Annotated in this window: 18 protein-coding genes and 1 pseudogene; 12 read left to right on the forward strand and 7 right to left on the reverse strand. The window is 72.9% G+C overall.

Annotation, left to right across the window (positions count from 1 at the left end):
* The first annotated feature begins 10 nt into the window (after positions 1-10).
* The 3 genes from LPU43_RS13005 (at position 11) to LPU43_RS13015 (ending at position 3,271) form a co-directional block, all read left to right on the forward strand.
* Complete coding sequence (locus LPU43_RS13005; RefSeq protein ID WP_229400638.1) at positions 11-958, forward strand: NUDIX hydrolase; 948 nt, start codon at positions 11-13, stop codon at positions 956-958.
* An 87-nt stretch (positions 959-1,045) separates the two neighbouring features.
* Complete coding sequence (locus tag LPU43_RS13010; protein ID WP_229400639.1) at positions 1,046-2,008, forward strand: NUDIX hydrolase; 963 nt, start codon at positions 1,046-1,048, stop codon at positions 2,006-2,008.
* A 342-nt stretch (positions 2,009-2,350) separates the two neighbouring features.
* Positions 2,351-3,271: a CDP-alcohol phosphatidyltransferase family protein gene (locus tag LPU43_RS13015; protein ID WP_229400640.1), complete on the forward strand. Its 921-nt coding sequence runs from the start codon at positions 2,351-2,353 to the stop codon at positions 3,269-3,271.
* Positions 3,272-3,353: 82 nt separating this feature from the next.
* On the opposite strand, the gene LPU43_RS13020 is transcribed toward LPU43_RS13015, so the two are convergent.
* From LPU43_RS13020 to LPU43_RS13030, 3 genes and pseudogenes are all read right to left on the reverse strand, one after another.
* Complete coding sequence (locus LPU43_RS13020) at positions 3,354-4,607, reverse strand: phosphatidylserine decarboxylase (RefSeq protein ID WP_229400641.1); 1,254 nt, start codon at positions 4,605-4,607, stop codon at positions 3,354-3,356.
* Between the two features lie 481 nt (positions 4,608-5,088).
* Positions 5,089-5,331: pseudogene (locus LPU43_RS28910) on the reverse strand (hypothetical protein); the annotation flags it as partial.
* On the reverse strand, positions 5,328-7,070 hold the full coding sequence (locus LPU43_RS13030) for a PspC domain-containing protein (protein ID WP_229400642.1): 1,743 nt from the start codon (positions 7,068-7,070) through the stop codon (positions 5,328-5,330). The pseudogene LPU43_RS28910 and the gene LPU43_RS13030, both read right to left, overlap by 4 nt.
* Before the next feature lie 183 nt (positions 7,071-7,253).
* Here LPU43_RS13030 and LPU43_RS13035 point away from each other — a divergent pair, with 183 nt between their 5' ends.
* From LPU43_RS13035 to LPU43_RS13065, 7 genes are all read left to right on the forward strand, one after another.
* A complete protein-coding gene (locus tag LPU43_RS13035; protein ID WP_255685389.1) occupies positions 7,254-8,492 on the forward strand; it encodes an ATP-binding protein in 1,239 nt (412 codons plus the stop codon).
* 2 nt (positions 8,493-8,494) lie between these two features.
* The gene (locus tag LPU43_RS13040; RefSeq protein ID WP_229400643.1) at positions 8,495-9,181 is read left to right on the forward strand and encodes a response regulator; all 687 of its coding nucleotides are present in this window, start codon (positions 8,495-8,497) and stop codon (positions 9,179-9,181) included.
* A gap of 612 nt (positions 9,182-9,793) precedes the next feature.
* Entirely contained in the window at positions 9,794-11,434 is a 1,641-nt protein-coding gene (locus LPU43_RS13045) for a peptide ABC transporter substrate-binding protein (protein WP_229400644.1), read from the forward strand.
* Positions 11,435-11,584: 150 nt separating this feature from the next.
* Positions 11,585-12,511 carry an ABC transporter permease gene (locus LPU43_RS13050; protein ID WP_229400645.1) on the forward strand — a complete coding sequence of 309 codons (927 nt, stop codon included), beginning with the start codon at positions 11,585-11,587 and terminating at the stop codon, positions 12,509-12,511.
* 75 nt (positions 12,512-12,586) lie between these two features.
* Positions 12,587-13,570, forward strand: a complete 984-nt coding sequence (locus LPU43_RS13055) for an ABC transporter permease (RefSeq protein WP_229400646.1) — start codon at positions 12,587-12,589, stop codon at positions 13,568-13,570.
* Between the two features lie 26 nt (positions 13,571-13,596).
* A complete protein-coding gene (locus LPU43_RS13060) occupies positions 13,597-14,625 on the forward strand; it encodes an ABC transporter ATP-binding protein (RefSeq protein ID WP_229400762.1) in 1,029 nt (342 codons plus the stop codon).
* Entirely contained in the window at positions 14,618-15,631 is a 1,014-nt protein-coding gene (locus LPU43_RS13065) for an ABC transporter ATP-binding protein (RefSeq protein ID WP_229400647.1), read from the forward strand. The genes LPU43_RS13060 and LPU43_RS13065 overlap by 8 nt, the downstream gene beginning before the upstream one ends.
* 215 nt (positions 15,632-15,846) lie before the next feature.
* Here LPU43_RS13065 and LPU43_RS13070 read toward each other — a convergent pair whose 3' ends face one another.
* Together LPU43_RS13070 and LPU43_RS13075 are read right to left on the reverse strand one after the other, a co-directional pair.
* Positions 15,847-16,194 (reverse strand): chorismate mutase, encoded by a 348-nt coding sequence (locus LPU43_RS13070; RefSeq protein ID WP_305074145.1) that lies wholly within the window; start codon positions 16,192-16,194, stop codon positions 15,847-15,849.
* A gap of 549 nt (positions 16,195-16,743) precedes the next feature.
* Complete coding sequence (locus LPU43_RS13075; RefSeq protein WP_229400648.1) at positions 16,744-18,594, reverse strand: bifunctional metallophosphatase/5'-nucleotidase; 1,851 nt, start codon at positions 18,592-18,594, stop codon at positions 16,744-16,746.
* 162 nt (positions 18,595-18,756) lie between these two features.
* Between LPU43_RS13075 and pcrA the strand changes: the two genes are divergently transcribed.
* Complete coding sequence (gene pcrA, locus LPU43_RS13080) at positions 18,757-21,186, forward strand: DNA helicase PcrA (RefSeq protein WP_229400649.1); 2,430 nt, start codon at positions 18,757-18,759, stop codon at positions 21,184-21,186.
* A gap of 59 nt (positions 21,187-21,245) precedes the next feature.
* Here pcrA and LPU43_RS13085 read toward each other — a convergent pair whose 3' ends face one another.
* Positions 21,246-22,043 carry a M23 family metallopeptidase gene (locus tag LPU43_RS13085; RefSeq protein WP_373321700.1) on the reverse strand — a complete coding sequence of 266 codons (798 nt, stop codon included), beginning with the start codon at positions 22,041-22,043 and terminating at the stop codon, positions 21,246-21,248.
* A gap of 274 nt (positions 22,044-22,317) precedes the next feature.
* A complete protein-coding gene (locus tag LPU43_RS13090) occupies positions 22,318-23,031 on the reverse strand; it encodes a M23 family metallopeptidase (RefSeq protein ID WP_229400650.1) in 714 nt (237 codons plus the stop codon).
* A gap of 388 nt (positions 23,032-23,419) precedes the next feature.
* Here LPU43_RS13090 and icmB point away from each other — a divergent pair, with 388 nt between their 5' ends.
* Positions 23,420-23,824: a coenzyme B12-dependent isobutyryl CoA mutase small subunit gene (icmB, locus tag LPU43_RS13095; RefSeq protein WP_229400651.1), complete on the forward strand. Its 405-nt coding sequence runs from the start codon at positions 23,420-23,422 to the stop codon at positions 23,822-23,824.
* Positions 23,825-24,101 lie beyond the last annotated feature (277 nt).

Consider the following 24,101-nt stretch of genomic DNA (forward strand, 5'->3'; position numbering starts at 1 on the left):
ATTTCCCCCCGTGACCACCATGCTGGAGCCGCTCCGCAAGATCGCGGCATACGCAGTTTGTGCTGATTCTGAGGGCCGGGTGCTGCTGGTCCGCGCATCGGAGCGCTCCGGCACCCCCGGCACCTGGTCGCTGCCCGGCGGCGCGGTCGACCACGGCGAGGACCCGAACCACACGGTCGTGCGGGAGACCGCCGCCGAGACCGGGCTCTCGGTCGCCGTCCGCGGCCTGGCCGACGTGCTGGCCGACATGCGGGCCCTGCCCGAGCGGGGCATCACCATCCACACCGACCGCCTCCTCTACCAGGTCTCGGTGCGCGGCGGCACGCTCACCGACCGGGTCGGCCGCACGACCGACCTGGCCCGTTGGTTCACCCTCGCCGAGGCCCGCGAGCTGCCGCTGCGGGCGTTCACCGCGCGCGCCCTCGGGCTGCCGGCCTCCTCGGCCGACGTGGTCCCCGACGAGCCCCCGGAGTTCCCCTCCTTCTACGCCGTCCCCGGCCCGGACGGGCTGCACCGGGCCCAGCGCTTCGCCGCGTACGCGGTGGCGACCGACCCCGCCGGCCGGGTGCTGCTGACCCGGGTCTCCGACGGGTACCCGGGCGCCGGCTGCTGGCACCTGCCCGGCGGCGGCACCGACTACGGCGAGCAGCCCGGCGCGGCGCTGATCCGGGAGCTGGTCGAGGAGACCGGCCAGCGGGGCCGCCTGGTGGAGCTGCTCGGGGTGGCCAGCCACCGCGACGCCGCCTCGCTCGGCCCGGAGGGCTACCCGATCGACTGGCACGGCGTGCGCGCCTTCTACCGGGTGGCCGTCGACCAGCCGGCCCCGCCCACGGTCACCGACGTCGGCGGCTCCACCTGCGAGGCCCGCTGGTTCGCCCGGGAGGAGCTGGGCGCCCTGCCCACCGACCGCCTGACCGAGGTGACGGCCGAGGCGGTCCAGGCCGCCCGCCTGACCTGACCCCCACCCGCCCCCGCCGTTGATCATGAGGTCGACGGCGCCGTAGGGCCCTCCCGGTGCCGCTAACCTCATGATCGACGGATCGACGTGGTCCGGGAGCGGGGGCGGAGCCGGGTGGAGCGGGTGGAGCGGCGGCGGGTCGGGGCGTACGGGGTGCTGCGGGACGGGCGCGGGCGGGTGCTGCTGGCGCGGGGCGCGGCGGGCTGCCCGTACCCGGGGGTGTGGCGGCTGCCCGGCGGCGGCGTCGAGCACGCCGAGCACCCCGCCGACGCCGTCGTGCGCGAGTTCGCCGAGGAGACGGGGCTGATCGTGGCGGTCGCCGCGGTCCGGGCGGCGGTCGCCGACGTGGCCGTCTTCCCGGACGAGGCCGGCGTAGGGCGGGCGGGCGTCGCCCAGCACACCGACCGGCTGGTCTTCGACGTCGAGGCTCGGGGCGGCGAGCTGCGCCCGAAGGCGGACGGCGGCACCGACGAGGTGGGCTGGTTCGCCCCCGAGGAGGCGGCGCGGGTGCCGCTGATGCCGTTCACCGCCGAGCTGCTCGACCTGCCGGTGTCGCCCCTGCCGGCGGGGCTGCCCCGGGGGCTGCCGCCCGGGCCGGTGGCCCCGCCCGTCGACCGGCGGCAGCGGTTCGCGGCGTACGGGCTGGTCACCGACCCGGCCGGCCGGGTGCTGCTCACCCGGATCGCCGAGGGCTACCCGGGGGCCGGTCGGTGGCACCTGCCCGGCGGCGGCACCGACCACGGCGAGCAGCCGGCTGCCGGGCTGCTCCGCGAGCTGGTGGAGGAGGCCGGCCAGCTCGGCCGGGTGACCGACCTCATGACGGTGCACAGCCGACACGACCCGGCGGCGCTGGGCCCGGAGGGCCGGCCGCTGGACTGGCACGGGGTGCGGGTGATCTACCGGGTGGTGGTCGACCGGCCGACTGAGGCGCGGGTCACCGAGTTGGCCGGTGGGTCCACCGCCGAGGCGGCCTGGTTTCCACCCGAACGGCTCGCCGAGCTGGCCATGACCGAGGTCGCGGCCCTGGCAACCGGACATCCGGTCGCATAGCACCCGCCCGCCGTGCCCCCATCGACCGCCTCCGGTAGTCTGTAGGGGGAGTTGATGGAGGAACGGGCGTCAAGCCCGGTATCGGGAATTAAAGGGCGGTTCGCGCGGTTCAACGGAGATGTAGGTACCGCCGGCAGCTATCGCCAAGCCCCACTCCCCTATGTAATGGTGTACTCCGCTTGAAGGCTGCCGGGCCAGAAGCGGTCCGGCCGAGACAGCCGGACTCCCGCCCCCGTGGCGGCCAGCCGATCCGGTGATGGAGGAAACGTGCCGAGAGCCCCATGGCGCCGGCGTCGTACTACTGACAGTCCGCGTCCCGCAGGGCGTCGCTGGGCGGGCCGGTTGCGCCGCAGCAGCAGCACCTTCGCCCGCCAGGTGCTACTCGTCCGGGTGGGCCGCCGCGACGGCGGTCCCGCCACCGACCTGGCCTCGCCCGAGCACCGCTACCTCGACCGGCAGCGCCGCCGCTACGGCCTCGACCGGTACGAGCGCGCCGAGATCGCGGCGATCGTGCCCGTGAGCCCGGCCCTGGCCCCCAGCACACCGGTCGACGACGACGCGCAGTCGATGTCGATCCCGCTGCTGCCGGGCGAGCGGACGACGGCCCGCCGGGCCAAGTTCGCCCTGGTCAACGCCTGCACCCTGGCCAGCCTGGCGCTCGGCATCAACGCCATCTTCGTGGCCATGCACGGCGAGGTCCGCCTCGCCGCGCTCCTGCTGATCGCCTGCGTCGTGTTCGACGGGCTCGACGGCGCGCTCGCCCGCAAGTTCGGGGTGGCCAGCCCGTTCGGCGCCCAGATGGACTCGCTGGCCGACATGTGCTCCTTCGGCCTCGCCGCCCCGGTGGTGGTCTACGCCTCGCTCGCCGGCGAGGCCCCGCCCGCCGCCGCAGCGGTCGCCGCCGCCCTCGTCGCCGGCTGCGCGGCGATCCGGCTCGCCCGGTTCAACGTCTCGCCCAAGGACGGCCGCTTCTTCTGCGGCGTGCCGACCACGATGGCCGCAGCCGTGCTGGCGCTGACCGTGGCCCTCGGCCTGCCGCTGCCCGGCCTGGTGCAGCTCGCCGGGGTGGCGCTGCTCGCCTTCGCGATGGTCTCCAGCTTCCCGTACGCGAAGCTCGCCCGGCTGGTGAAGCTGCCGCCGTGGCTCTGGCTGGCCCCGGTGGTCGGCGCGCTGGTCGACGTGCGGCTCACCTTCGCCCTGGTCGTGGTGGGCTACCTGGTCAGCGGCCCGGTGCTCTGGCTGCACCAGCGTCGCACCGCCTGAGCCACAGACCGAACCACCCGAAAAGGGGCGCCGCGTTCGCGGCGCCCCTTTTCGCGTCTGCCGATGCTCTCGGCGGGGCCGGTCAGCGCCAGCGGGCGATGACCGTGGAGCCGCCGATCACCTTGTCACCGGGGCCGACCAGCGGGTCGGCGGCGTCGGCCGGCAGGTAGACGTCGGTCCGCGAGCCGAACCGGATCAGGCCGAAGCGCTCCCCCCGCGCCAGCAGCGCCCCGACCGGGGCACGCTGCACGATCCGACGGGCGATCAGCCCGGTGCGCTGTGCGACGACCACCGTGCCGTGGTCGGTGTCCAGCACCGTGTACGCCGCCACGTTGTGCTCGGCGTCCGGCTTCATGGCGTTGACGAAGCCGCCGTCGGCGACGAAGTAGTCGACCACCTTGCCCGCCACCGGGGAGCGGTTGACGTGTACGTCCAGCACCGACAGGAAGACGGCGACCCGCAGCCACTCGCCGGCGCCGAAGCGCTCGTCGGTCAGCCGCTGCACCGACAGCACCTGCCCGTCGGCCGCCGCCACGACGGCCGACGGGTCCTCGGGGACGTCCCGCTCCGGGTCGCGGAAGAACGCGGCCACCGGGGCGGCGGCCAGCGCCGGCAGCAGCCAGAGCTTCGACTTCGGCCGGGCCGCCCGGGCCAGCGCGGCCAGGCCGAGGGCGATGCCGGCCGCCGCGACGCCGTTGGAGTCGATGTGCATGCTGCGGGTCACCGGGACGCTGGACGGCCGGTGGGCGGGGGCGAGCCGGGCCGCCACGGCCACGTCGGCCGGCGCGAACCGGAGCCGGTGCACCCGTACCGGCGGGTTGTTGCGCAGCACCAGGTCCGTCCCGACGCCGTGCAGCGCGTCCTGGCGCTCCATCTCGCCGGCCGCGCCGGCGGTGCGGCCGGGCGCGGCGGGCACCGCGAGGCTGAGCACCGCCCCGTCGGCGAGGTACTTGGCCAGGCCGTCGATGGCCTCGCGGGCCTCCTCGGCGGTGCCGGCGAGCGGCTCGGCCGCGATCACCACCTCGGCGGTGTCGGCGTCGGCGAGGGAGTCCGCCACGCGCACCCGGTCGGCGACCCAGCGGCCCTGGGCCGTCACGTGCTCGCGCAGCGCGACCGCCGTGGCCGTCGCGGCCGGCACGACGGTGAGCGTGTCGCCGGGCAGCAGGGCGTCGATCGCCGCGGCCAGCACCGCGGAGTCGGGGGTCGCGCCGACCAGTAGGGCGGCCTTCGGGTCGTTGCGCCGGGCGAGCTCGCTGACGAGGGTACGGGCGGCACGCTCGCCGATGCGGACCGGACCGGGTTGGCCGGAGGTGCGCACGGCGGGGGACTGGGTCATGTCGGACGGACTCCTGACGGGGTAGGACGGCAAGCGCGGTGGGACACCTCGGCGACCTGGCCGGGTCGGGGCGGGCGCGCCCGGGCGGCCGGGCGGCTGGCGGAGGCGAGATCCCACCGGCCAGCATATGCGCCCGGCCACAGCGCCCGCACCGTCGTGGTCAGCCGCTCCGGCCCTCCCGCTCCCCGGGCGGGGGGACCCCGGTGTCCGTCAGCGGGACGGTCGGCTCCTCGTCGAGCGGGTCGGCCGGGGACCAGCGGGGGGCCTGCGCGCCGCTGACCGGGCGGTCCTCGACCGCCTCGGGCCGGTCGGCGGCGACCGCCGTGGTCGGCCACTCGTCGGCCGGCAGGGGGCCGGCTCCGGTGACCGGCTCGTCGGCGCTGGGTTCCCTGGCCGGGTGGGGGCCGGCTCCGCTGACCGGCTCGTCGGCGCTCGGCTGCCCGGCCGGGAGGGGACCGGGCCCGGCGCTCGGCTCAGCGGCCGGCCCCGGGTTCTCGGTGCCCGTGGGGGCCGGGTCCTCGGCGCGGGCCGTCCGGTGGCCCCGGCCGGAGCGCAGGGCGCCGGCCAGGCCCAGCACACCGATCAGGATCAGCCCGCCGGCCAGGAACCAGCCCACCGGCGGGAGGGCCAGGCCGAGCAGTTGGGCGAGCAGCCACCAGGCGGCGAGGGCGACGAAGAACAGGCCGAAGCCGAGCGACACGATGTCGGTGCGGTGTGCCCTCACCGGGTCACCTCCAGGTTGCCGGCGTTGACGTGGATGTAGAGGCGGAGCTTGCCGCCCCCGGGACCGTCCGCGCCGAGGTCGGTGCTGTCCCGGATGCGCCCCGCGACCCCGCCTGAGCGGCGGCCGAAGACGGTGGCCTCACCGGCGTTGACGTCGGCGATCGTGGTGACGTCGACGTTCGGCGGCACCACGACGGTCGCCTTCCCGACGTTGATCGCGACGGTGACCTGGGTCTCCTGCTTGTCGAAGTCGATGCCGCGCAGGTCGAGCACGGCGTCGCCGAAGGTGTTCTCGTACCGGTCGGCCAGGTCACGTCGGTCGGTGGGGGCCCAGGTGACGTTGCCGTCCACGCCCCGGATCCGGTCGTAGGACTCCGCGACGGTGGCGACGCCGAGCGCCGCCGCGGTGACCAGACCGAGCGCGATCAGCCACCGCGCCCGGCCGAACCAGGTGCCGACGAGCAGGCCGAGCCCGATGGTCGCCAGGGCCGCCGCGAAGTACCCCGCCGGACCCACCTCGACGAGGCCCAGCAGGTCGAGCACGGCCACCACGCCGACCGCCAGGAAGCTCAGCGAGAAGGTGGCGGCCCCCAGCGGGGAGCGTTCCCGGGGCGGCTTCGGCGGCTTGACCGGGCGCGGAGGCCGGGGCGCGGCCGGCTGCGGCCCCCCGGCGTACGGCCCGTGCGGGGCGAACGGGGGCCGGTAGCCGGCCGGCGGCAGGGGCGCGGCGACCGGCGGACGGCCCGCCGCGGGCACGCCGACCGGGGGGAGGGGACCGGAGGGCGTGCCCGACGCCGGCGGCCAGGCGGGCGGCTCGGCGCTCCGCCCGAGCGGGGCGGCCGACCACGCGGCGCCGGGCTGCCCGGGGATCGCGGCCCAGGGCTGCTGCCCCGGGCCCGGCTGGCCGGCGAGCTGCGGGGCGGTGGACGGCGGCCCGGCCGGTCGTTCGTAGAGCAGCCCGTGCGCCGGCTGGCCGGCCAGCGGCGGCCAGGCCGGGTGGCCGGGGGCGGGGGGAGCGGTCGGCGGCGTCGCGGGAACGCCCCCGGGGCCGGTGGGCGGGACGGAGAGGCCGGGCGCGGGCCACGCGACCGGGGGGACCGGGCCCGGCGGAGTGGTGGGCGGCGCGTCCGGGCCGGGGGTCGCGCCCCTGTCGGGGCTGCGGTGCTCGCGGTTGAGCAGCAGCGCGCCGCCGACGAGGATGGCCGCGCCGAGAAGCACCGCCCGGAACGCGTCGGTGACGATGTACCCGAAGCTCACCGCCACCAGGATGCTCAGCACGATCACGGTGACCGGGGACATGCTGGACCGGCCCCGGCCGAGCATCGACTCGACCGGGGAGGCCGTGTCGCCCTCGCCGGGGATGATCAGCCAGGCCGCGACGTACACCAGGATGCCGATGCCGCCGAAGAACCCGAGCACGGCGAGGAGCACCCGCCAGAGCACCGGGTCCGTGTTGGTGGCGCGGCCGATCGCCGCGCAGACGCCGGCCAGGTAGCGGCCCTCGCGGGGGCGGACCAGCCCGTACCGGGAGGTGAAGCCGGCGCTCTCCGGCGGCGGGGGCGGTGGGCCCGCGTACCCCCCGGACGGGGGTGGCGGGGCCCCCGGACCGCCGCCGGTCCCGGGCGGCGGTGGTGGTGGTGCCGTGTCGCCGGTGGACGCGGTGGGGGCCGGGCCCGCCGGTGCGGGCCCGCCCGGCTGTGCCGCACCGGGGCGGGGCGGCGGGGCAGCTTCCTCGGTCATGCCTCGATCCTGCTGCCCCGAAGCGGCCGGCGGCCTCAGGAACCGACCCTGACCCCACCCTGAGATCCGAGGGGCGCGGATGTCGGGGACGTCCCCGTGGTCCGCGCCGGTCCGCTCGTGTGACGATCGAAGCCCACCCGCCCGCCGTGCCGCCCCGAACAGGGAGAGTCTGCGATCAGCACCGTGATCCCGCCGCCCCGTCTCTACCGGGCGCCCGAGCACCGGATGGCCGCCGGGGTGGCCGCCGGCATCGCCGAGCACCTCGGCATCTCGGTGGTCCGGGTGCGGATCGCCTTCACGGTGCTGCTCGGCCTCAGCGGGCTGGGGCTGCTTCTCTACGCCGCGTTCTGGGCGGTCGTCCCGCTGCGTCCGGGGGACACCGCCGCGCCGCCCCGGCGGGACATCGGGCAACTGCTGCCGTTCGTGGCGATCGGCTTCGCGGTGCTCCTGGTCCAGGTGATGGTCTTCGACTCGGTCGGCGCGGGGGGCACCGCCGGCTGGCTGGTGGCGATCATCGCGGTGGGCGCGGGGGTGATCTGGCACCAGTCCGCGCCGGAGCGCCGCCGCCAGTGGGGCGAGTCGCTGCCGGTGCCCTGGCTGGGCGCGGTGGTCCAGGAGAGCGACCGCCGGGCGTTCGTGCTGCGGTTCGTCGGCGGCGGGGTGCTGGTCGCGGTCGGCATCATCGGCGTCGCGGCGGTCTACTCGCCGACGCAGAACCTCGACGCGGTGCTCAACGGCGTCATCTTCGCGCTGGTCGGGCTGGCCGGGGTGGGGGTGGTGGTGGCCCCGCTGCTCTGGCGGACGTACAACCAGCTCCGCTCGGAGCGCGAGGGGCGCATCCGGGAGCGGGAACGCGCGGAGCTGGCCGCCATGGTGCACGACCAGGTGCTGCACACCCTCGCGCTGATCCAGCGCAACGCCGCCGACCCGACGACCGTCCAGCGGCTGGCCCGGGGGCAGGAGCGCTCGCTGCGCAACTGGCTCTACAAGCCGACCGGCTCGCCCGCCGAGCGGTTCGCGGCGGCCCTGGAGCAGGCCGCGGCCGAGGTGGAGGACACCTTCGCCGTCACCGTGGAGCCGGTGATCGTGGGCGACCGGGAGACCGACGAGCGGGTCGGCGCGCTGGTCGCGGCGGCCCGGGAGGCGCTGGTGAACGCCGCCCGGCACGCCGGGGTGCGGACCGTCTCCCTGTACGCGGAGGTGGAGCCGGAGCAGGTGAGCGTCTTCGTGCGGGACCGGGGCAAGGGCTTCGACCCCGATACGGTGGGGGACCAGCGGCACGGCGTCCGGGGGTCGATCATCGGACGGATGCGGCGGCACGGCGGCCGGGCGGAGATCCGCTCCGAGCCCGGGGAGGGGACCGAGGTCCGGTTGATCCTGCCGATCTCCCGCGAGCAGCCCACGGCGGAAAGGGACAGATGACCATGGCTGAGCAGCCGACGGTGCCGGTCGAGGGGGCGGGCGACCGCCCCGAGCGGCTGCGCGTCTTCCTCGTCGACGACCACGCCATGTTCCGCGCGGGCGTCCGCGCCGAGCTGGGCGCCCACGTCGAGGTGGTGGGTGAGGCCAGCACGGTGGCCGAGGCCGTCGCCCGGATCGCCGCCACCGGCCCCGACGTGGTGCTGCTGGACGTGCACATGCCCGACGGCGGCGGCCGGGCGGTGCTGGAGGCGATGCGCCGCAGCCACCCGCTCGTGCGGTTCCTGGCGCTGAGCGTCTCCGACGCAGCCGAGGACGTGATCGGCCTGATCCGGGCCGGTGCCCGGGGCTACGTCACCAAGACCATCTCCCCGGACGAGCTGACCGACGCGATCCGCCGGGTGGCCGACGGGGACGCCGTGTTCAGCCCCCGCCTGGCCGGGTTCGTGCTGGACGCCTTCGCCGCCCGACCCGACGCGCCGGTGGCCGACCCGGAGCTGGACCAGCTCACCAACCGGGAGCGGGAGGTGCTCCGGCTGCTCGCCCGGGGGTACGCGTACAAGGAGATCGCCCGGGAGCTGTACATCTCCATCAAGACGGTCGAGACGCACGTGTCGAACGTGCTGCGCAAGCTCCAGATGTCCAATCGGTACGAGCTGTCCCGGTGGGCGGCGGACCGCCGACTGGTGTGACCTGCCCCTCCCCTCGGTCGTGTCACTGCCCGTGACCATGACATCGGTCACTGTGACTTCCTCCGCCGCCCGGTCGGCGACCGTGACGACACGGTCGACACCGCCATCCACCGGATGGGCAAATACGGCCACCGGGCGGCGGACGCGGGCGGGTGGCCGGACGGGCGCGGGCAAGCTCACAGGCCCGGGAGCGGCCGTTGGCCGGAACGCGAACGGTGGTTGTATCTTGGCTGGTCAGAGCCGTGTGACCGCCGAGTTTCGTGATCTTTTTTCGAGTATCGGCAACACTGCGGGCAACTAACGGCTTGATAACGGCACCTTCACGGAACGGTCGGGAAGGTGTCACAGTTGCAGCACCTCACCCCCGGCGTGAGGCACCCATGCACGGTCGCGGGCCCACGGACGCTGACGAAGAGTCACGGTTCGTGGTCGTTCGACCCTGCGCGGGGCCGCGCGTGGGGCGGTGCGGTGGCCCGGCGGATCGGTACATCAGGGGTGTCCCGATTTCTCTGCGGTATACCGGCGGCCAGTGGTTGGGCCGCCGGCGGTGTCACCCCCACACGTGCGTGAAACTCACGACGGAACCAGGTCAGAAAGAGGAGGCCCCTCGGAATGAGAGTCTCGAAGCGGGCGAGTGGCGCGATCGCGCTGGGCGCGGCTTTCGCGCTCGTCGCGTCCGGCTGCTCCAGCAGTGACGACGGCGGCGACGCCGGCAACAGCGCGGACGGCGCGATCACGGTCGACGGCACCGAGCCGGAGAACCCGCTGATTCCGGCGAGCACCACCGAGACCGGCGGCGGCAAGATCATCGACTGGCTCTGGACCGGCCTGGTCGAGTACCCCAACAACGGTGGTGCTCCGCAGAACATTCTGGCCGAGTCGATCGAGACGACCGACTCCAAGGTCTACAAGATCAAGATCAAGCAGAACACGAAGTTCCACGACGGCACCGTCGTCAAGGCCAAGAACTTCGTGGACGCCTGGAACTGGGGCGCGTACTCGCCGAACGGCGCGCAGAACTCCAGCTTCTTCGCCGACATCCAGGGCTTCGCGGACGTCAACACCGCCGACCCGGACGGCCCCGACGGCCCGCAGAAGGCCCCGGAGCCGAAGGCCAAGGAGATGTCCGGCCTGAAGGTCGTCGACGACTGGAACTTCGAGGTCACGCTCGCCGCGCCGACCGCCGTCTTCCCGACCAAGCTCGGCTACAGCACCTTCATGCCGCTGCCGGACGCGTTCTTCTCGGGCAGCGCCGAGGACTTCGGCAAGAAGCCGATCGGCAACGGCCCGGTCAAGTTCGTGTCGTGGGAGAACAACGTCCAGCTCAAGCTGACGCGGTTCGACGACTACCAGCTCCGTGACAAGATGAAGATCAAGGACGTCACGGTCAAGATCTACCAGGACGACACGGCCGCCTACAGCGACCTGGTCTCGAACAACCTGGACTTCCAGCAGCAGGTTCCCGTCTCCGCCATCGCGGGCGACAAGTGGAAGTCCGACCTGACCGACCGGGCGGTCTCCTCGACCATCCCGTCGACGGGCATCATCGCCTTCCCGATCTACGACAAGCGCTTCGCCGACCCGAAGCTGCGTCGCGCCGTCTCGCTGTCGATCAACCGGCAGGAGATCACCGACAAGATCTTCTTCGGCAACCGCAAGCCGGCCGACAGCTGGGCCAACCCGCTGACCCCGGGCGCGCAGGCCGGCAACTGCACCGCCTGCCAGTACAACGTGGACGAGGCCAAGAAGCTCCTCGCCGAGGCCGGTGGCTTCCAGGGTGAGATGGTCTTCTACTACAACGCCGACGCCAGCCACAAGGACTGGATGGAGGCCGTTGCGCAGCAGGTCAAGACCAACCTCGGCATCAACGCCCGCGCCGAGGGCGTGCCGACCTTCGCGGTGTTCCGCCAGAACATCAACGCCCACAAGATGAAGGGCCCGTACCGCGCCGGTTGGCAGCAGGACTACCCGGACGTGGAGAACTGGATCAACCCGCTCTACGTGACCGGTGGCTCCTCGAACGACGGCCAGTACAGCAACAAGCAGGTCGACGCCCTGGCCAAGGAGGCCAGCGCCGCCCCGAGCCTGGAGGCGTCGCACGCCAAGTTCGGCGAGGCCGTGAAGCTGATCGACCAGGACGTTCCGTCGATGCCGATCTACTTCCAACTGCAGCAGTCGGGGCACTCGGAGAAGATCAAGAAGATGGAGCTGACCAACGTCGGCGAGCTTGACATCACCTCCGTCGAGCTCTGATCCGTCAGGTCTGACCCCGGGTCGGGCTCACCTACCGGTGGGTCCGGCCCGGGGTTGTTCCGCGAGGGGTGCACAACACCGCTCGCCACGTTGCCACCACCGTGTCGGCCGCCTCTCGCCCGACGCGCCCCCTGTCAGGAGGACCACCCCATGGGCCGTTATCTGTTGAGACGGCTACTGCAACTCGTCCCGGTCTTCATCGGTACGACGTTCCTGATCTACTGGCTCGTCTGGTCGGTGCCGGGCGACCCGTTCGCCGGCAAGTGCGGCGACCGCCGGTGTCCGGACGCGTACATCAACTTCATGACCGAGAAGTACCAGCTCGACGAGTCGATCTGGGTGCAGTACGCCACCTACATGAAGAACCTGTTCCAGGGGGACTTCGGCAGCACGTGGAACAACCGTGAGGTCGCCGACATCATCGCGACCGCGTACCCGAACACGCTGAAGCTGGCGCTGGTGGCCCTGCTGATCGAGGCGGTCATCGGCCTGAGCGCCGGTGTCCTGACCGGCCTGCGGCGCGGTGGCTTCCTCGACAACCTGGTCCTCGTCTCGACGCTGTTCCTGATCGCGCTGCCGGTCTTCGTGGTGGGCTTCGTGCTCCAGTGGCTGCTCGGCGTCAAGTGGGGCATCATCAACCCCACGGTCTCCAACGAGATGCGGCTGTCGGAGCTGATCGTGCCGGGCTTCGTCCTCGGCAGCGCCTCCATGGCGTACGTCGCCCGGGTGGCGCGCACGAGCATCGCGGAGAACCGCCGCGCCGACTACGTGCGGACCGCCATCGCCAAGGGCCTGCCGATGCGCCGGGTGGTCGGCGTCCACCTGCTGCGCAACTCGCTGATCCCGGTCGTCACCCTGCTCGGCACCGACCTCGGTGCCCTCATGGGCGGCGCCATCGTCACCGAGGGCATCTTCAGCATCAACGGCATCGGCCGCGCCGTCCTCCGGGCCATCGTCACCAAGGAGAGCGCTACCGTTGTCTCCATCGTGGTGGTCCTCGTTCTCGTCTACCTCCTGATGAACCTGGTGGTGGACCTGCTCTACGCCGCACTGGACCCGAGGATCCGCTATGAGTGAGCAGACTCGCGTACGAGTCATGAACGCAGCGTGCCGTGACCACCGTCGCGGCACCGAGCGCAGCGAGGTGGCGGCATGAGTGACCCCAGTTCCGCATCGATCGTGACGACCCCGCCGTCGACCATGCCCACCGAGGCCGGGTCGGGCGCCCCCGTCGACGCCGGCCTGCCGGAGAACGCCCGCAGGGAGAAGCCGCGCGGCCTGCTCGGCGACGCCTGGCGCGACCTGCGCCGCAAGCCGCTGTTCTGGATCTCGGCGGCCTTCATCCTGGTCTTCGTGGTGATGGCGGCCTTCCCGTGGCTGTTCACCGGCGGCGACGCGGTCAACGGATCGCTGTCGAACAGTCAGGTAAAGCCCTCCGGCGACGCCTGGTTCGGCTACGACGTGCAGGGCCGCGACGTCTACGCCCGGGTCATCTACGGCGCCCGCGCCTCGATCCTGGTGGCGCTGGTCTCCACCATCGGCACCCTGCTGATCGGCGGCACCATCGGCATGATCGCCGGCTACCGGGGCGGCTGGGTCGACGCCCTGCTCTCCCGCTTCGCCGACATCTTCTTCGGCCTGCCCTTCGTGCTCGGTGCCATCGTCATCCTGACCACCTTCAACGGGGCCGACTCGAACAACAACGAGTGGCAGATCATGGGCCTGGTCGTCATGTCCCTGGTCGTGCTGAGCTGGCCGGTCGTGATGCGGCTCATGCGCTCCTCGGTGCTGGCCACCAAGGAGGCCGACTACATCGTGGCCGCGCGGGCGCTCGGTGCCGGCACCGGCCGGATCATCCTCAAGCACCTGCTGCCGAACTGCCTGGCCCCGCTGCTGGTCTACGGCACGATCCTGGTCGGCTCGTTCATCGGCGCGGAGGCCACGCTCTCGTTCCTGGGCATCGGCCTGAAGAGCCCGGTCGTCTCCTGGGGCATCATGATCAGCGAGGCGCAGAACTACATCCGGATCTCGCCCTTCCTGCTCTTCTTCCCCGCCGCGTTCCTCGTCACCGCCGTCCTCAGCTTCGTGATGCTCGGTGAGGCGGTCCGCGAGGCCCTCGATCCGAAACTGCGCTAGGGGAGATTGAGTTGTCCGACATTCTCGTGACCGAGCAGTCCAAGCCGGGCGCCGACGGATCCGGCCGCCCCTCGGGTCGCCTCCTTGAGGTCGAGGACCTGCGGGTCGAGTTCCGCACCCGCGACGGCGTCGCCAAGGTCATCAACGGGGTCACCTACCACGTCGACGCGGGGGAGACCCTCGCCGTGCTCGGCGAGTCCGGCTCCGGCAAGAGCGTCACCGCGCAGACCATCATGGGCATCCTCGACACGCCGCCCGGCTTCGTCACCGGGGGCCAGGTCCGCTTCCACGGCAAGGACATGCTCGCCATGTCGGCCGAGGAGCGCCGCCGCATCCGCGGCGAGGGCATCGCGATGGTGTTCCAGGACGCGCTCTCCGCGCTGAACCCCGTCTTCACCGTCGGGTTCCAGATCGCCGAGCAGTTCCGGGTCCGGCGTGGCCTCAGCCGCGCCGACGCCAAGAAGCGCGCGATCGAAATGCTCGACCAGGTCAAGATCCCGAACGCCAAGGGCCGGTTCAGCAACTACCCGCACCAGTTCTCCGGCGGCATGCGGCAGCGCGCGATGATCGCGATGTCGCTGGCGCTCGACCCGGAGGTGCTGATCGCGGACGAGCCGACCACCGCGCTCGACGTGACCGTGCAGGCCCAGATCATGGACCTGCTCGCGGAGATGCAGCGCGAGCGGCAGATGGGGCTGATCCTGATCACCCACGACCTCGGTGTGGTCGCCGACGTCGCGGACCGGATCGCGGTCATGTACGCCGGCCGGATCGTCGAGGAAGCCAACGTGTACGACCTGTACGCCAAGCCGGCGCACCCGTACACGATCGGCCTGATCGACTCGATCCCGCGGATGGACGAGAAGGGGCAGCAGCTCCGCACGATCAAGGGCCTGCCGCCGAACCTGATGAACATCCCGCCGGGCTGCCCGTTCAACCCGCGCTGCCCGATGGCGCAGCCGGTCTGCCGGGAGAAGGTCCCGCCGCTGCTGCAGGTCGGCGTCAGCCGGGCCAGCGCGTGCCACTTCGCCGAGGAGCTGGTGAACCGTGACTGAGAACATCCTCGAGGTCCGTGACCTGGTCAAGCACTACCCCGTCACCCGCGGTGTGGTGTTCAAGAAGACCATCGGTCACGTCAAGGCCGTCGACGGGGTCTCGATGGAGCTGCGCTCCGGCGAGACGCTCGGGGTGGTGGGCGAGTCCGGCTGCGGCAAGTCGACGCTGGCCCGCGTCCTGATGAACCTGGAGCGGCCGACCGCCGGCAGCGTGCTCTACAAGGGGCAGGACATCTCCAAGCTGTCCGGTGGCGCGCTGCGGCGGCTGCGCCGGCAGATCCAGCTCGTCATGCAGGACCCGTACACCTCGCTGAACCCGCGGATGACGGTCGGCGACCTGATCGGCGAGCCCTTCGAGATCCACCCCGACGTGGCACCGAGGGGCAGCCGGCGGCAGAAGGTCAAGGAGCTGCTCGACCTGGTCGGGTTGAACCCGGAGCACATCAACCGGTACCCGCACCAGTTCTCCGGCGGCCAGCGGCAGCGCATCGGCATCGCCCGCGCGCTCGCCCTGCGCCCGGAGATCATCATTTGCGACGAGCCGGTGTCGGCCCTGGACGTGTCGATCCAGGCCCAGGTGATGAACCTGCTGGAGAAGCTCCAGGACGAGTTCGGCCTGTCGTACGTCTTCATCGCCCACGACCTGTCCGTGGTCCGGCACCTGTCGGACCGGGTCGCGGTCATGTACCTCGGCAAGATCGTCGAGATCGGCACCGAGGACGAGATCTACGAGCGGCCGACCCACCCGTACACCCAGGCGCTGCTGTCGGCGGTGCCGGTGCCGGACCCGACGCTGCGCGACCAGAAGGCGATCATCCGGCTGACCGGCGACGTCCCCTCGCCGGTCAGCCCGCCCTCGGGCTGCCGGTTCCGCACCCGGTGCTGGAAGGCGCAGGACGTCTGCGCCGAGCAGGTCCCGCTGCTGGAGATCCGCTCCGGCTCGGACCACCCGAGCGCCTGCCACTTCGCGGAGAAGCGCGAGATCGTCGCCACCCACGAGGCGTGAGCCTCACGGGCTGACCCGGCCCCGCACCGTACGACCCCCGACCGCCTGCCGGCGTCCCACGACGCCGGCAGGCGGTTCTTCATACCCGCCCCGCCCGCCCCTCACGTTCCCGCAGATTCTCGGAAAGCGTGGCCTCCAACGCGGCGGAGGCCACGCTTTCCGTGTTCTTGTGCGGTCGTCGAGCGGGGGAGCGGGGCGACCGCGGGGGTGGGAGGTTACAGCGGGCCGCGGCCCGCGCGGAGCAGGAGCAGGGCCAACTGGGTGCCGTCCGCGCCGAGGGACTCCCGGAACCGCTCCAGGATCTCCCGTTCGCGCGACAGCACCAGCCGGGTGCCCCCCGAGGCCATCCGGGTGGTGCCCACCTCCCGGGAGAGCGCGGCCCGCTCCTGCCACAGCTCGACGAGGGTGCGGTCGATCTCGTCGATGCGCTCCCGGATGGCGACGATCCGCGTGGCCGCCGCCGAGTCGTCGGTGCCGGTCCGGGTCGGCCCCGTGGCCGCCGCCGGTCCGTCGCTCCCGTCGTCGCCCGGGTCCTCGGCTGCGGAGCCCGGGTCTCCGGCCAGGGAGCCCGCGTCCCCGGCCGCCGAACCAGGCTCTCCGGCTGCCGAGCCCGCGTTCCCGGCTGTCGAGCCCGGGTCTCCGGCCGCCGAACCAGGCTTCCCGGCCGCCGAGCCCGCGTCTCCGGCTGCCCGGCCCGTGTTCCCCACGCCGGGGCCGCCCGCGTCCGAGGGCCCGGTGCCCAAGTCGCCCGGGCCCGCGTTGCGCGCGTCCGCGCCGTCGATTCCCCGGTCGTCCTGCGCGCGGGACCACACCAGGCTGCCGTTCTGCTCCACCACGTCTGTCATCATCGCCGTCCCCCTCGGACGTCGGGCCCGGTGCCCGGATCCCGGGACGAAAATGCCCCGGGCTCTCCAGAGCCCGGGGCTTTCGTAGGTCTGATCTGATCAGGCGCGACCTACGGCTGCCGGACTCCCGGTGCCGTAGTAAAAGTAGAAGCGCTGACCGAACACGTCGTCGAGTATGCCGACCCGCCGGCCCGCTCCGCAAGGACTCGCGGTGAGAAGGGGCACCTTCTCTACCTCAGGCGTTAACAAGGTGCCCCTCCTTACACCTCAGCCGAGGCGGGTGATGCGGTTGCCCGGGCCCGGGGCGATCGGGGCGCCGCTGCCCAGGTACGCCACGAGCGCGTCCACGTCGAACCCCTTCGCCGTGGTCCGGCCGGTGCCGGCCGTCAGCTCGGTGAAGCCGTCGCCGCCGTTGGCCAGGAAGTCGTTCGTGGTGACCCGGTAGCTGGCCGCCGGGTCGATCGGCGTCCCGTGCAGCGCCAGGGCGCTCACCCGGGAGCCCGCCGGGGCGGTGCTGTCGTACGAGTAGGTCAGCCCGGCGGAGACCTGGAGGATGCGCCGGGAGGTCTGCCCCTTGAAGCCGACGAACTGCTGCTCCAGCACGTTCTTGAGCTGCGCCCCGGTGTACGTCTGGGTGACGATCAGGTTGTTGAACGGCTGGACGGTGAACGCCTCGCCGTACGTCACCTCGCCCGGGTCCTCGCCGCCGGCCGACGCCCCGTACGCCAGGGGGGCCCGCACACCGCCCGGGTTCATCAGGGCGAGCTGCGCCCCGTCGCCGGCGGTGTAGGCGAGCTGCGCGTCGGCGATCACGTCGCCGAGCGGGATCTCGCCGTTGGGCAGGGCGTCGCGGCCGATGTCCGCGCTGATCCGGCCGACCACCCGGTTGGCGATCGGGGCGACCGCCGCGCGGTACTTGTCGGCCAGCGCCTTCGCGCCCGCGTCGACCAGCTCGGGGTTACGGACGTAGACGTTGGGGGCGCTCTCCTTCCAGGTGCCGTCGGCGTTGCGGACGCCGTTCTCCACGATCACGTTGCGGGCGGTGATCCCGGTGAACCGGCCGGTGCGCCGGTCGAGGGAGTAGTCCACGTCGGTGACGATCTGGCCGTTGTTGCCGGCGCTGGTGACCACGGTGGGCGCTCCCGAGGAGTTCGGCAGCGAGCAGGAGTAGAAGCGGTGGGTGTGGCCGGAGACGACCAGGCCGAACTCGGGCCGCAGGCCGCGCACGATGTCCACGATCGGGCCGGAGAAGTTGGCGCAGTCGGAGACGCCCGGGGTGCTCGGCGGCGGGGACTGCGCGCCGCCCTCGTGCACCAGCAGCACCATCGCCTTGACGCCGAGGAGCTTGAGCAGGCCGCCCCACTTGTTGGCGGTCTCCACCTCGTCGGCGAACCGCACGGAGCTGATGCCGGCCGGGTTGACGATGCCCGCGGTGCCCTCCAGGGTGAGGCCGACGAAGCCGACCGGCACGCCGCCGACGAGCCTCACGTCGACCGGGGGCAGGACCGGCAGGCCGGTCTTCTTGCTGACCGTGTTGGCGGCGAGGTAGGTGAACTTCGCCCCGGCGAAGCCGTCCCCGTCGGCGCAGCCGTCGACGGGGTGGCAGCCGCCCTTGTTCAGCCGGACCAGCTCGTCGACGCCCTCGTCGAACTCGTGGTTGCCGACCGAGCTGACCTGGAGGCCGATCTCGTCCATCAGCTCGATCGTCGGCTCGTCGTGGAACGCGGCGCTGACCAGCGGGGTCGCCCCGACCAGGTCGCCGGCGCCGACGGTGGTGGTGGTCCGCCCCTCGGCCCGGGCCTCGGCGCGGAGCTTCTTGAGCCAGGTGGCGAGGTACTCCACGCCGCCGGCCGGGGTGCCGTTCACCGTCGCGCCGCTGCCGCCGGGCGGGTCGATGGCGCCGTGGAAGTCGTTGTAGCTGAGGAAGTTGCCCTTGGCTTCCTGGCCGAGGGGCTTGGCGTAGGAGACCGAGACCGGGGTGAGGGCCGCCTCCGGGTCGGTGGCCGGGGCCGGCGCGGGCCGCGTGGCGGCCGGCAGCGTGGCGACGACGGCCAGTGCGAGGGCTGGCGCGGCGAGGTGACGCAGCACGGCCCGACCGCGCGAGCGCGGTTGACTCATGGTTGTTCTCCCAAAATCGGGTACGGGGGAGGATCCGGGGTTTCACCGGCCATCGTGATGGATGGGGGACGCCGCGCGCCAGAGCCGGTCGGGTGACGGCTTGGTCTCTTCGGCTGCGCGCGGTCGGGAAGTGTCCGCCCGGCGGCATAGACTCGCCCTGCGATGCAGCCTCTCTTCGACATCCCCGCGTCCCCGCCCGAGCCCTCGCCCGCGTCGGCACCGCCGCGCCGGCCCGGCCCGGCCGTCCGCCTCGACCCGCAGGCGCTGGTGGAGGGCCTCAACGGGCCCCAGCGCGACGCCGTCATCCACGCCGGCTCGCCGCTGCTGATCGTGGCCGGCGCCGGCTCCGGCAAGACCCGCGTGCTCACCCACCGGATCGCGTACCTGCTCGCCGCCCGGGACGTGCACCCCGGCGAGATCATCGCGATCACGTTCACCAACAAGGCCGCCGGCGAGATGAAGGAGCGGGTGACCGATCTCGTCGGCCCGCGCGCCCGGCTGATGTGGGTGTCGACGTTCCACTCGGCCTGCGTGCGCATCCTGCGCGCCGAGCACGAGCACGCCGGCCTGAAGTCGACCTTCTCGATCTACGACGCCGACGACTCGCGCCGGCTGATGCAGCTCGTCGCCCGCGAGCTGGACCTCGACCCGAAGCGCTATCCGGCGCGCGGGCTGGCCGCCCAGGTCTCCAACCTGAAGAACGAGCTGGTCGACCCGGAGGAGTTCGCCGGGCGGGCGAAGGGCCCCAACGAGCGGGCCCTCGCGGAGGCGTACACGCTCTACCAGCGGCGGCTGCGCGAGGCGCACGCGCTGGACTTCGACGACCTGATCATGACGACGGTGCACCTGTTCCAGTCGCACCCGCACGTCGCCGAGGGCTACCGCCGCCGGTTCCGGCACGTCCTCGTCGACGAGTACCAGGACACCAACCACGCCCAGTACACCCTGATCAAGGAGCTGGTCTCCGGCACCGAGGGGGTCGAGCCGGCCGAGCTGTGCGTGGTCGGCGACGCCGACCAGTCGATCTACGCGTTCCGGGGCGCGACGATCCGCAACATCCTGGAGTTCGAGCGGGACTTCACCGACGCCCGCACGATCCTGCTGGAGCAGAACTACCGCTCCACCCAGACCATCCTCAACGCCGCCAACGCGGTGATCGACCGCAACACCTCCCGCAAGCCGAAGCGGCTGTGGAGCGACGCCGGGGCGGGCGAGCAGATCGTCGGGTACGTCGCCGACACCGAGCACGCCGAGGCGGACTGGGTGGGTCGGGAGATCGACCGGCTGGTCGACGAGGCCGCCGCGCGCCCGGGCGAGGTGGCGGTCTTCTACCGCACCAACGCGCAGTCCCGCGTCTTCGAGGAGGTGTTCATCCGGGTCGGCCTGCCGTACAAGGTGGTCGGCGGGGTGCGCTTCTACGAGCGCAAGGAGGTCCGCGACGCGCTGGCGTACCTGCGGGCGGTGGTCAACGACGACGACACGGTGAGCCTGCGCCGGGTGCTGAACACCCCCCGCCGGGGCATCGGCGACCGCGCGGAGGCCTGCGTCGAGGCGCTGTCGAGCCGGGACCGGATCTCCTTCGGCGCGGCGCTACGCCGGGCGAAGGACGCGCCGGGCATCTCCACCCGGGCCGCCAACGGCATCGCCGATTTCGTGGCGCTGCTCGACGAGGCGCGGGAGCTGGCCGCCACCGGCACCCCGGAGGAGGTGCTGGAGGCGCTGCTGACCCGCTCGGGCTACCTCACTGAGCTGGAGGAGAGCCTCGACCCGCAGGACGCCGGCCGGGTGGACAACCTCCAGGAGCTGGTGAGCGTCGCCCGGGAGTACACCGAGCGGATCGAGGCGCTGGGGGCCGAGGGGGAGCGGGCCACCGTGGCCGGCTTCCTGGAGCAGGTGGCGCTGGTGGCCGACGCCGACCAGATCCCCGACCAGCCCCGCTCGGCGTCGGGCGACGCCGAGGCCGACGACGCCCAGCCGCACCCGGGCGTGGTCACCCTGATGACCCTGCACACCGCCAAGGGCCTGGAGTTCCCGGTGGTGTTCCTCACCGGCCTGGAGGACGGCGTCTTCCCGCACCTGCGCTCCCTCGGCGACACCCGGGAGCTGGAGGAGGAGCGCCGGCTGGCGTACGTGGGCATCACCCGGGCCCGGCAGCGCCTCTACCTGTCCCGCGCGGTGACCCGCTCGGCGTGGGGGCAGCCGGCCTACAACCCGCCGTCACGGTTCCTGGAGGAGCTGCCGCCGGAGCTGGTCCGCTGGGAGCGCACCGAGGGGACGTACACCTCGTGGGGCGGCGGTGGCGGTGGCGTCGGCGGGCGCGCGGACCGCGTCCCCGGCGGCTTCGCGGGGGGCACGCCCAAGGCGGCGCAGCTCGCGAAGCGCCTCGGCGTGGACGGCAGCCGGCTGGCCACGGCCAGCGAGCTGCCCCAGGGGCCCAAGGTGGCGGCGGGGGACCGGGTCAACCACCAGCGGTACGGCCTGGGCCGGGTGCTCGCCGTGGAGGGGCACGGCCCGGGGGCGCGGGCGCAGATCGACTTCGGCGACCAGACGATGTGGCTGGTGCTGCGGCACGCCCCGATCGACAAGCTCTGAGCCGGCGACGGCCCGGCCCGGCGTGCTGCCGGGCCGGGCCGTTCCCGTTCGGGCGTGGCTCAGCAGGCCACGGCGATGCCCCGGGCGCGCAGGAACGGCGCCGGGTCGATCTGGTTCCACATCGCGCCCTGGTGCACCTCGAAGTGCAGGTGCGGGCCGGTGGAGTCGCCGGTGGAGCCCTCGTAGCCGATGACCTGGCCGGTCTTCACCCTGTCGCCCTCGGCGACCGTGGTGCGGCTCTGGTGTGCGTAGTGGGTCAGGTAGCCGTTGCCGTGGTCGACGAAGACGGAGATGCCGTAGCCGTCGCCGACGTCGCCGGCCTTCACCACGGTGCCCGCCTTGGCGGCGTGGATCGGGGTGCCGGCGGGCAGGGCGAAGTCGATGCCGGCGTGCTGGGTGCCCCACCGGGGGCCGTAGCAGGAGGTGATCTGCGCGCCGGCCATCGGGATCACCCAGGCCGGGGCGGGCTTGCTGGTCTTCTTGGCGGTGGGCTTCGGCTTGGGCCTGGCGGTGGCCTTCCTCGTCGGGGTGGGGCTGGCGCTCGACGGGCTCGGCGACGCGCTGGTGGGGCTCGGCGACGCGCTGGTGGGGCTCGCGGTGGGGGTGGGGGCGGTCGACTCGCGGACGGCGCGGTCGGCGCGCTCGGCGGCCTCGGCGCGGGCGGCGGCGTCGACGGCCACGGTGGTCGGGGCGGGGGTGTCGTCGCCGCCGGTGGTGGCGACCGCGCCGCCGACGAGGCCGAGCCCGACCAGAGCCGCCGCGCCGATGACCAGGCCGCGACCGGCGCGCCGGTCGCGCAGCCGGCGGCGGGCCGGGGCGTCGGGGGTGCTCTCGTTGCGGATGTTCTCTTCCTGCACGGGAACCTTCCACGTCTTCGAGGGGTCGGGGACCTCGAAATACTGGGGTTGGCGCCGGTGCCGGGCGGGTAGGGGGTTGGCGGGCCGGGCGGTCGCGCCGGGCGTGCGCCGTCCGTTGCGTCCCGCTGTCGACCCTTGCGTCACGATAAATGATCATGGTGACGATGACGCCGGTCACATCTGCTCGGGTGTCGTAGCACACATTTAGCCGGCAGAGGGCAAAAAGAACCGCCCGGATCGGTCGATCCGGGCGGTCAACGGGCGATGCGGAGCGTCAGGACCCCGACACGTCGCTGTAAAATGCCTCGACTTGCATCTTGATGTCCACTCCGCGGTCCTGGAGGTAGGGCACCGGGTCGAGCGGCTCCCCGTTGACATGCAGCTCCAGGTGCAGGTGCGAGCCGTAGGAGTGGCCGGTGTTGCCCACCAGCCCGAGCTGGTCGCCCGCCTCGACCTGCTGGCCCTCCTTCACGCTCAGGGCGGAGGAGTGGCCGTAGATGGCCTCGGTGCCGTCGGCGTGCTTGACGATCACCGCGTAGCCGTAGCCGCCGTACCAGCCGGCCTTGGTGACGGTGCCGCTGTGGACGGCGACGTACGGGGTGCCCTCCGGGGCGACCAGGTCGACGCCGGTGTGCAGCTTGTCCCAGCGCATGCCGTAGGGCGTGTTGAAGTCGTAGCTCTGCAGGGGCAGGAGCCAGACGTCCCGCTCGGAGGCCTCGCTGCTGCCTCCCCGGCTGTCTCGGGAGGCGCGCTCGGCGGCGTCCGCGCGGGCGGCGGTGTCCTGGCTGGTGAGGGAGGCCTGCCGGAGCTCGTCGAGGACCGTCGGGTTGACGCTCTTGGCGTCCGGCAGGGCTGCCGCGCCGAGCGCGACCATGCCGGCGCCCACGAACGCGGTGGTGACGACGGCGGCGTAGCGGCTACGCGGGGGGGTGGGTACGCGGCGGCGACCGCGATATCGATCGGGCTCAGACGACAGGCGCTGGCGCACGCACACCCTCCGTTGTCGGGGATCCGATGCGGCCGGTCGGCGTCCGTGAAGCTCTGGTGAACGTCGGTCGTCCGCGTCGTCACCCGTCCGTGGACCTGATGACAACCGTGGACACGGTAGCCAACCGCCACGCCCCTCACAAGGCAGACCGGGTAATTGGCGTGTCGATCTGCCCCTTTTCATCCTGTCTTGTGGTGTCTCGTCACGTCGCCGTACGCCCCCGAAGCTGCCCGTTCGTCGCTCGGCGTGACACCTGTCACCGGGTGTCCGACCTGGGCCCGGACCGCCTACGCTCGCCTCGGCCGGCCGGCCGGATTCCGCGCCCGGGGTCCGCCGGGTTACCGTTCGTTCAGGTGACCGTCGTAGCGCCCTCGAAAGGTGTCCGCTGATGAACTCTCGTATCCGGGTCGTCGTCGCGAAGCCGGGCCTCGACGGCCACGACCGCGGGGCGAAGGTCGTCGCCCGGGCCCTCCGGGACGCCGGCATGGAGGTCATCTACACCGGGCTGCACCAGACCCCGGAGCAGATCGTCGAGACGGCCATCCAGGAGGACGCCGACGCGGTCGGGCTCTCCGTGCTCTCCGGGGCGCACATGACCCTGTTCCGGCGGGTCATCGAGCTGCTCACCGAGCGGGACGCGCGGGACATCGTCGTGTTCGGCGGCGGCATCATCCCCGACGCCGACCTGCCCGAGCTGGAGCGCCTCGGCGTCGCGCGAGTCTTCACCCCGGGCGCGACCACCCAGGCCATCGTCGAGTGGGTGCGGGCCAACGTGGCCCAGCCGGTCGCCTGACCCGGCGGGGGCATCCTTGCCCGGGCACGGGTGAGGGGCCGGACGCACCCCTCACACGCCCGGCCCCTCTATGCACGATGCCCCGCCGCCACCCCTCGACCGACAGGGCATCGGCCGCTCCCGTCTTCGCGCTGGTCAGCGCTCCGACACCTGACTCAACGAGGCCCTGACGGCGGGGTTACGCCACCGGCGGGAAGAACGTCGGTGGAAATCCCACGCCGGCCCGCCCGCCCCGGGCGCGTCCCCGCCGCCCGCCGCGCCGCTGTGCATTAGGGCA

The sequence above is a fragment of the Micromonospora okii genome, from assembly GCF_020884795.1.
GTDB classification, from domain to species: Bacteria; Actinomycetota; Actinomycetes; order Mycobacteriales; family Micromonosporaceae; genus Micromonospora; species Micromonospora okii.

Excerpts from the sequence above, each read along its gene's own strand:
- LPU43_RS13030 (WP_229400642.1), bottom strand. The coding sequence starts at position 7,070 with ATGACCGAGGAAGCTGCCCCGCCGCCCCGCCCCGGTGCGGCACAGCCG.
- LPU43_RS13020 (WP_229400641.1), bottom strand. The coding sequence starts at position 4,607 with ATGACCCAGTCCCCCGCCGTGCGCACCTCCGGCCAACCCGGTCCGGTC.
- LPU43_RS13075 (WP_229400648.1), bottom strand. The coding sequence starts at position 18,594 with ATGAGTCAACCGCGCTCGCGCGGTCGGGCCGTGCTGCGTCACCTCGCC.
- pcrA (WP_229400649.1), top strand. The coding sequence starts at position 18,757 with ATGCAGCCTCTCTTCGACATCCCCGCGTCCCCGCCCGAGCCCTCGCCC.
- icmB (WP_229400651.1), top strand. The coding sequence starts at position 23,420 with ATGAACTCTCGTATCCGGGTCGTCGTCGCGAAGCCGGGCCTCGACGGC.
- LPU43_RS13055 (WP_229400646.1), top strand. The coding sequence starts at position 12,587 with ATGAGTGACCCCAGTTCCGCATCGATCGTGACGACCCCGCCGTCGACC.
- LPU43_RS13050 (WP_229400645.1), top strand. The coding sequence starts at position 11,585 with ATGGGCCGTTATCTGTTGAGACGGCTACTGCAACTCGTCCCGGTCTTC.
- LPU43_RS13040 (WP_229400643.1), top strand. The coding sequence starts at position 8,495 with ATGGCTGAGCAGCCGACGGTGCCGGTCGAGGGGGCGGGCGACCGCCCC.
- LPU43_RS13045 (WP_229400644.1), top strand. The coding sequence starts at position 9,794 with ATGAGAGTCTCGAAGCGGGCGAGTGGCGCGATCGCGCTGGGCGCGGCT.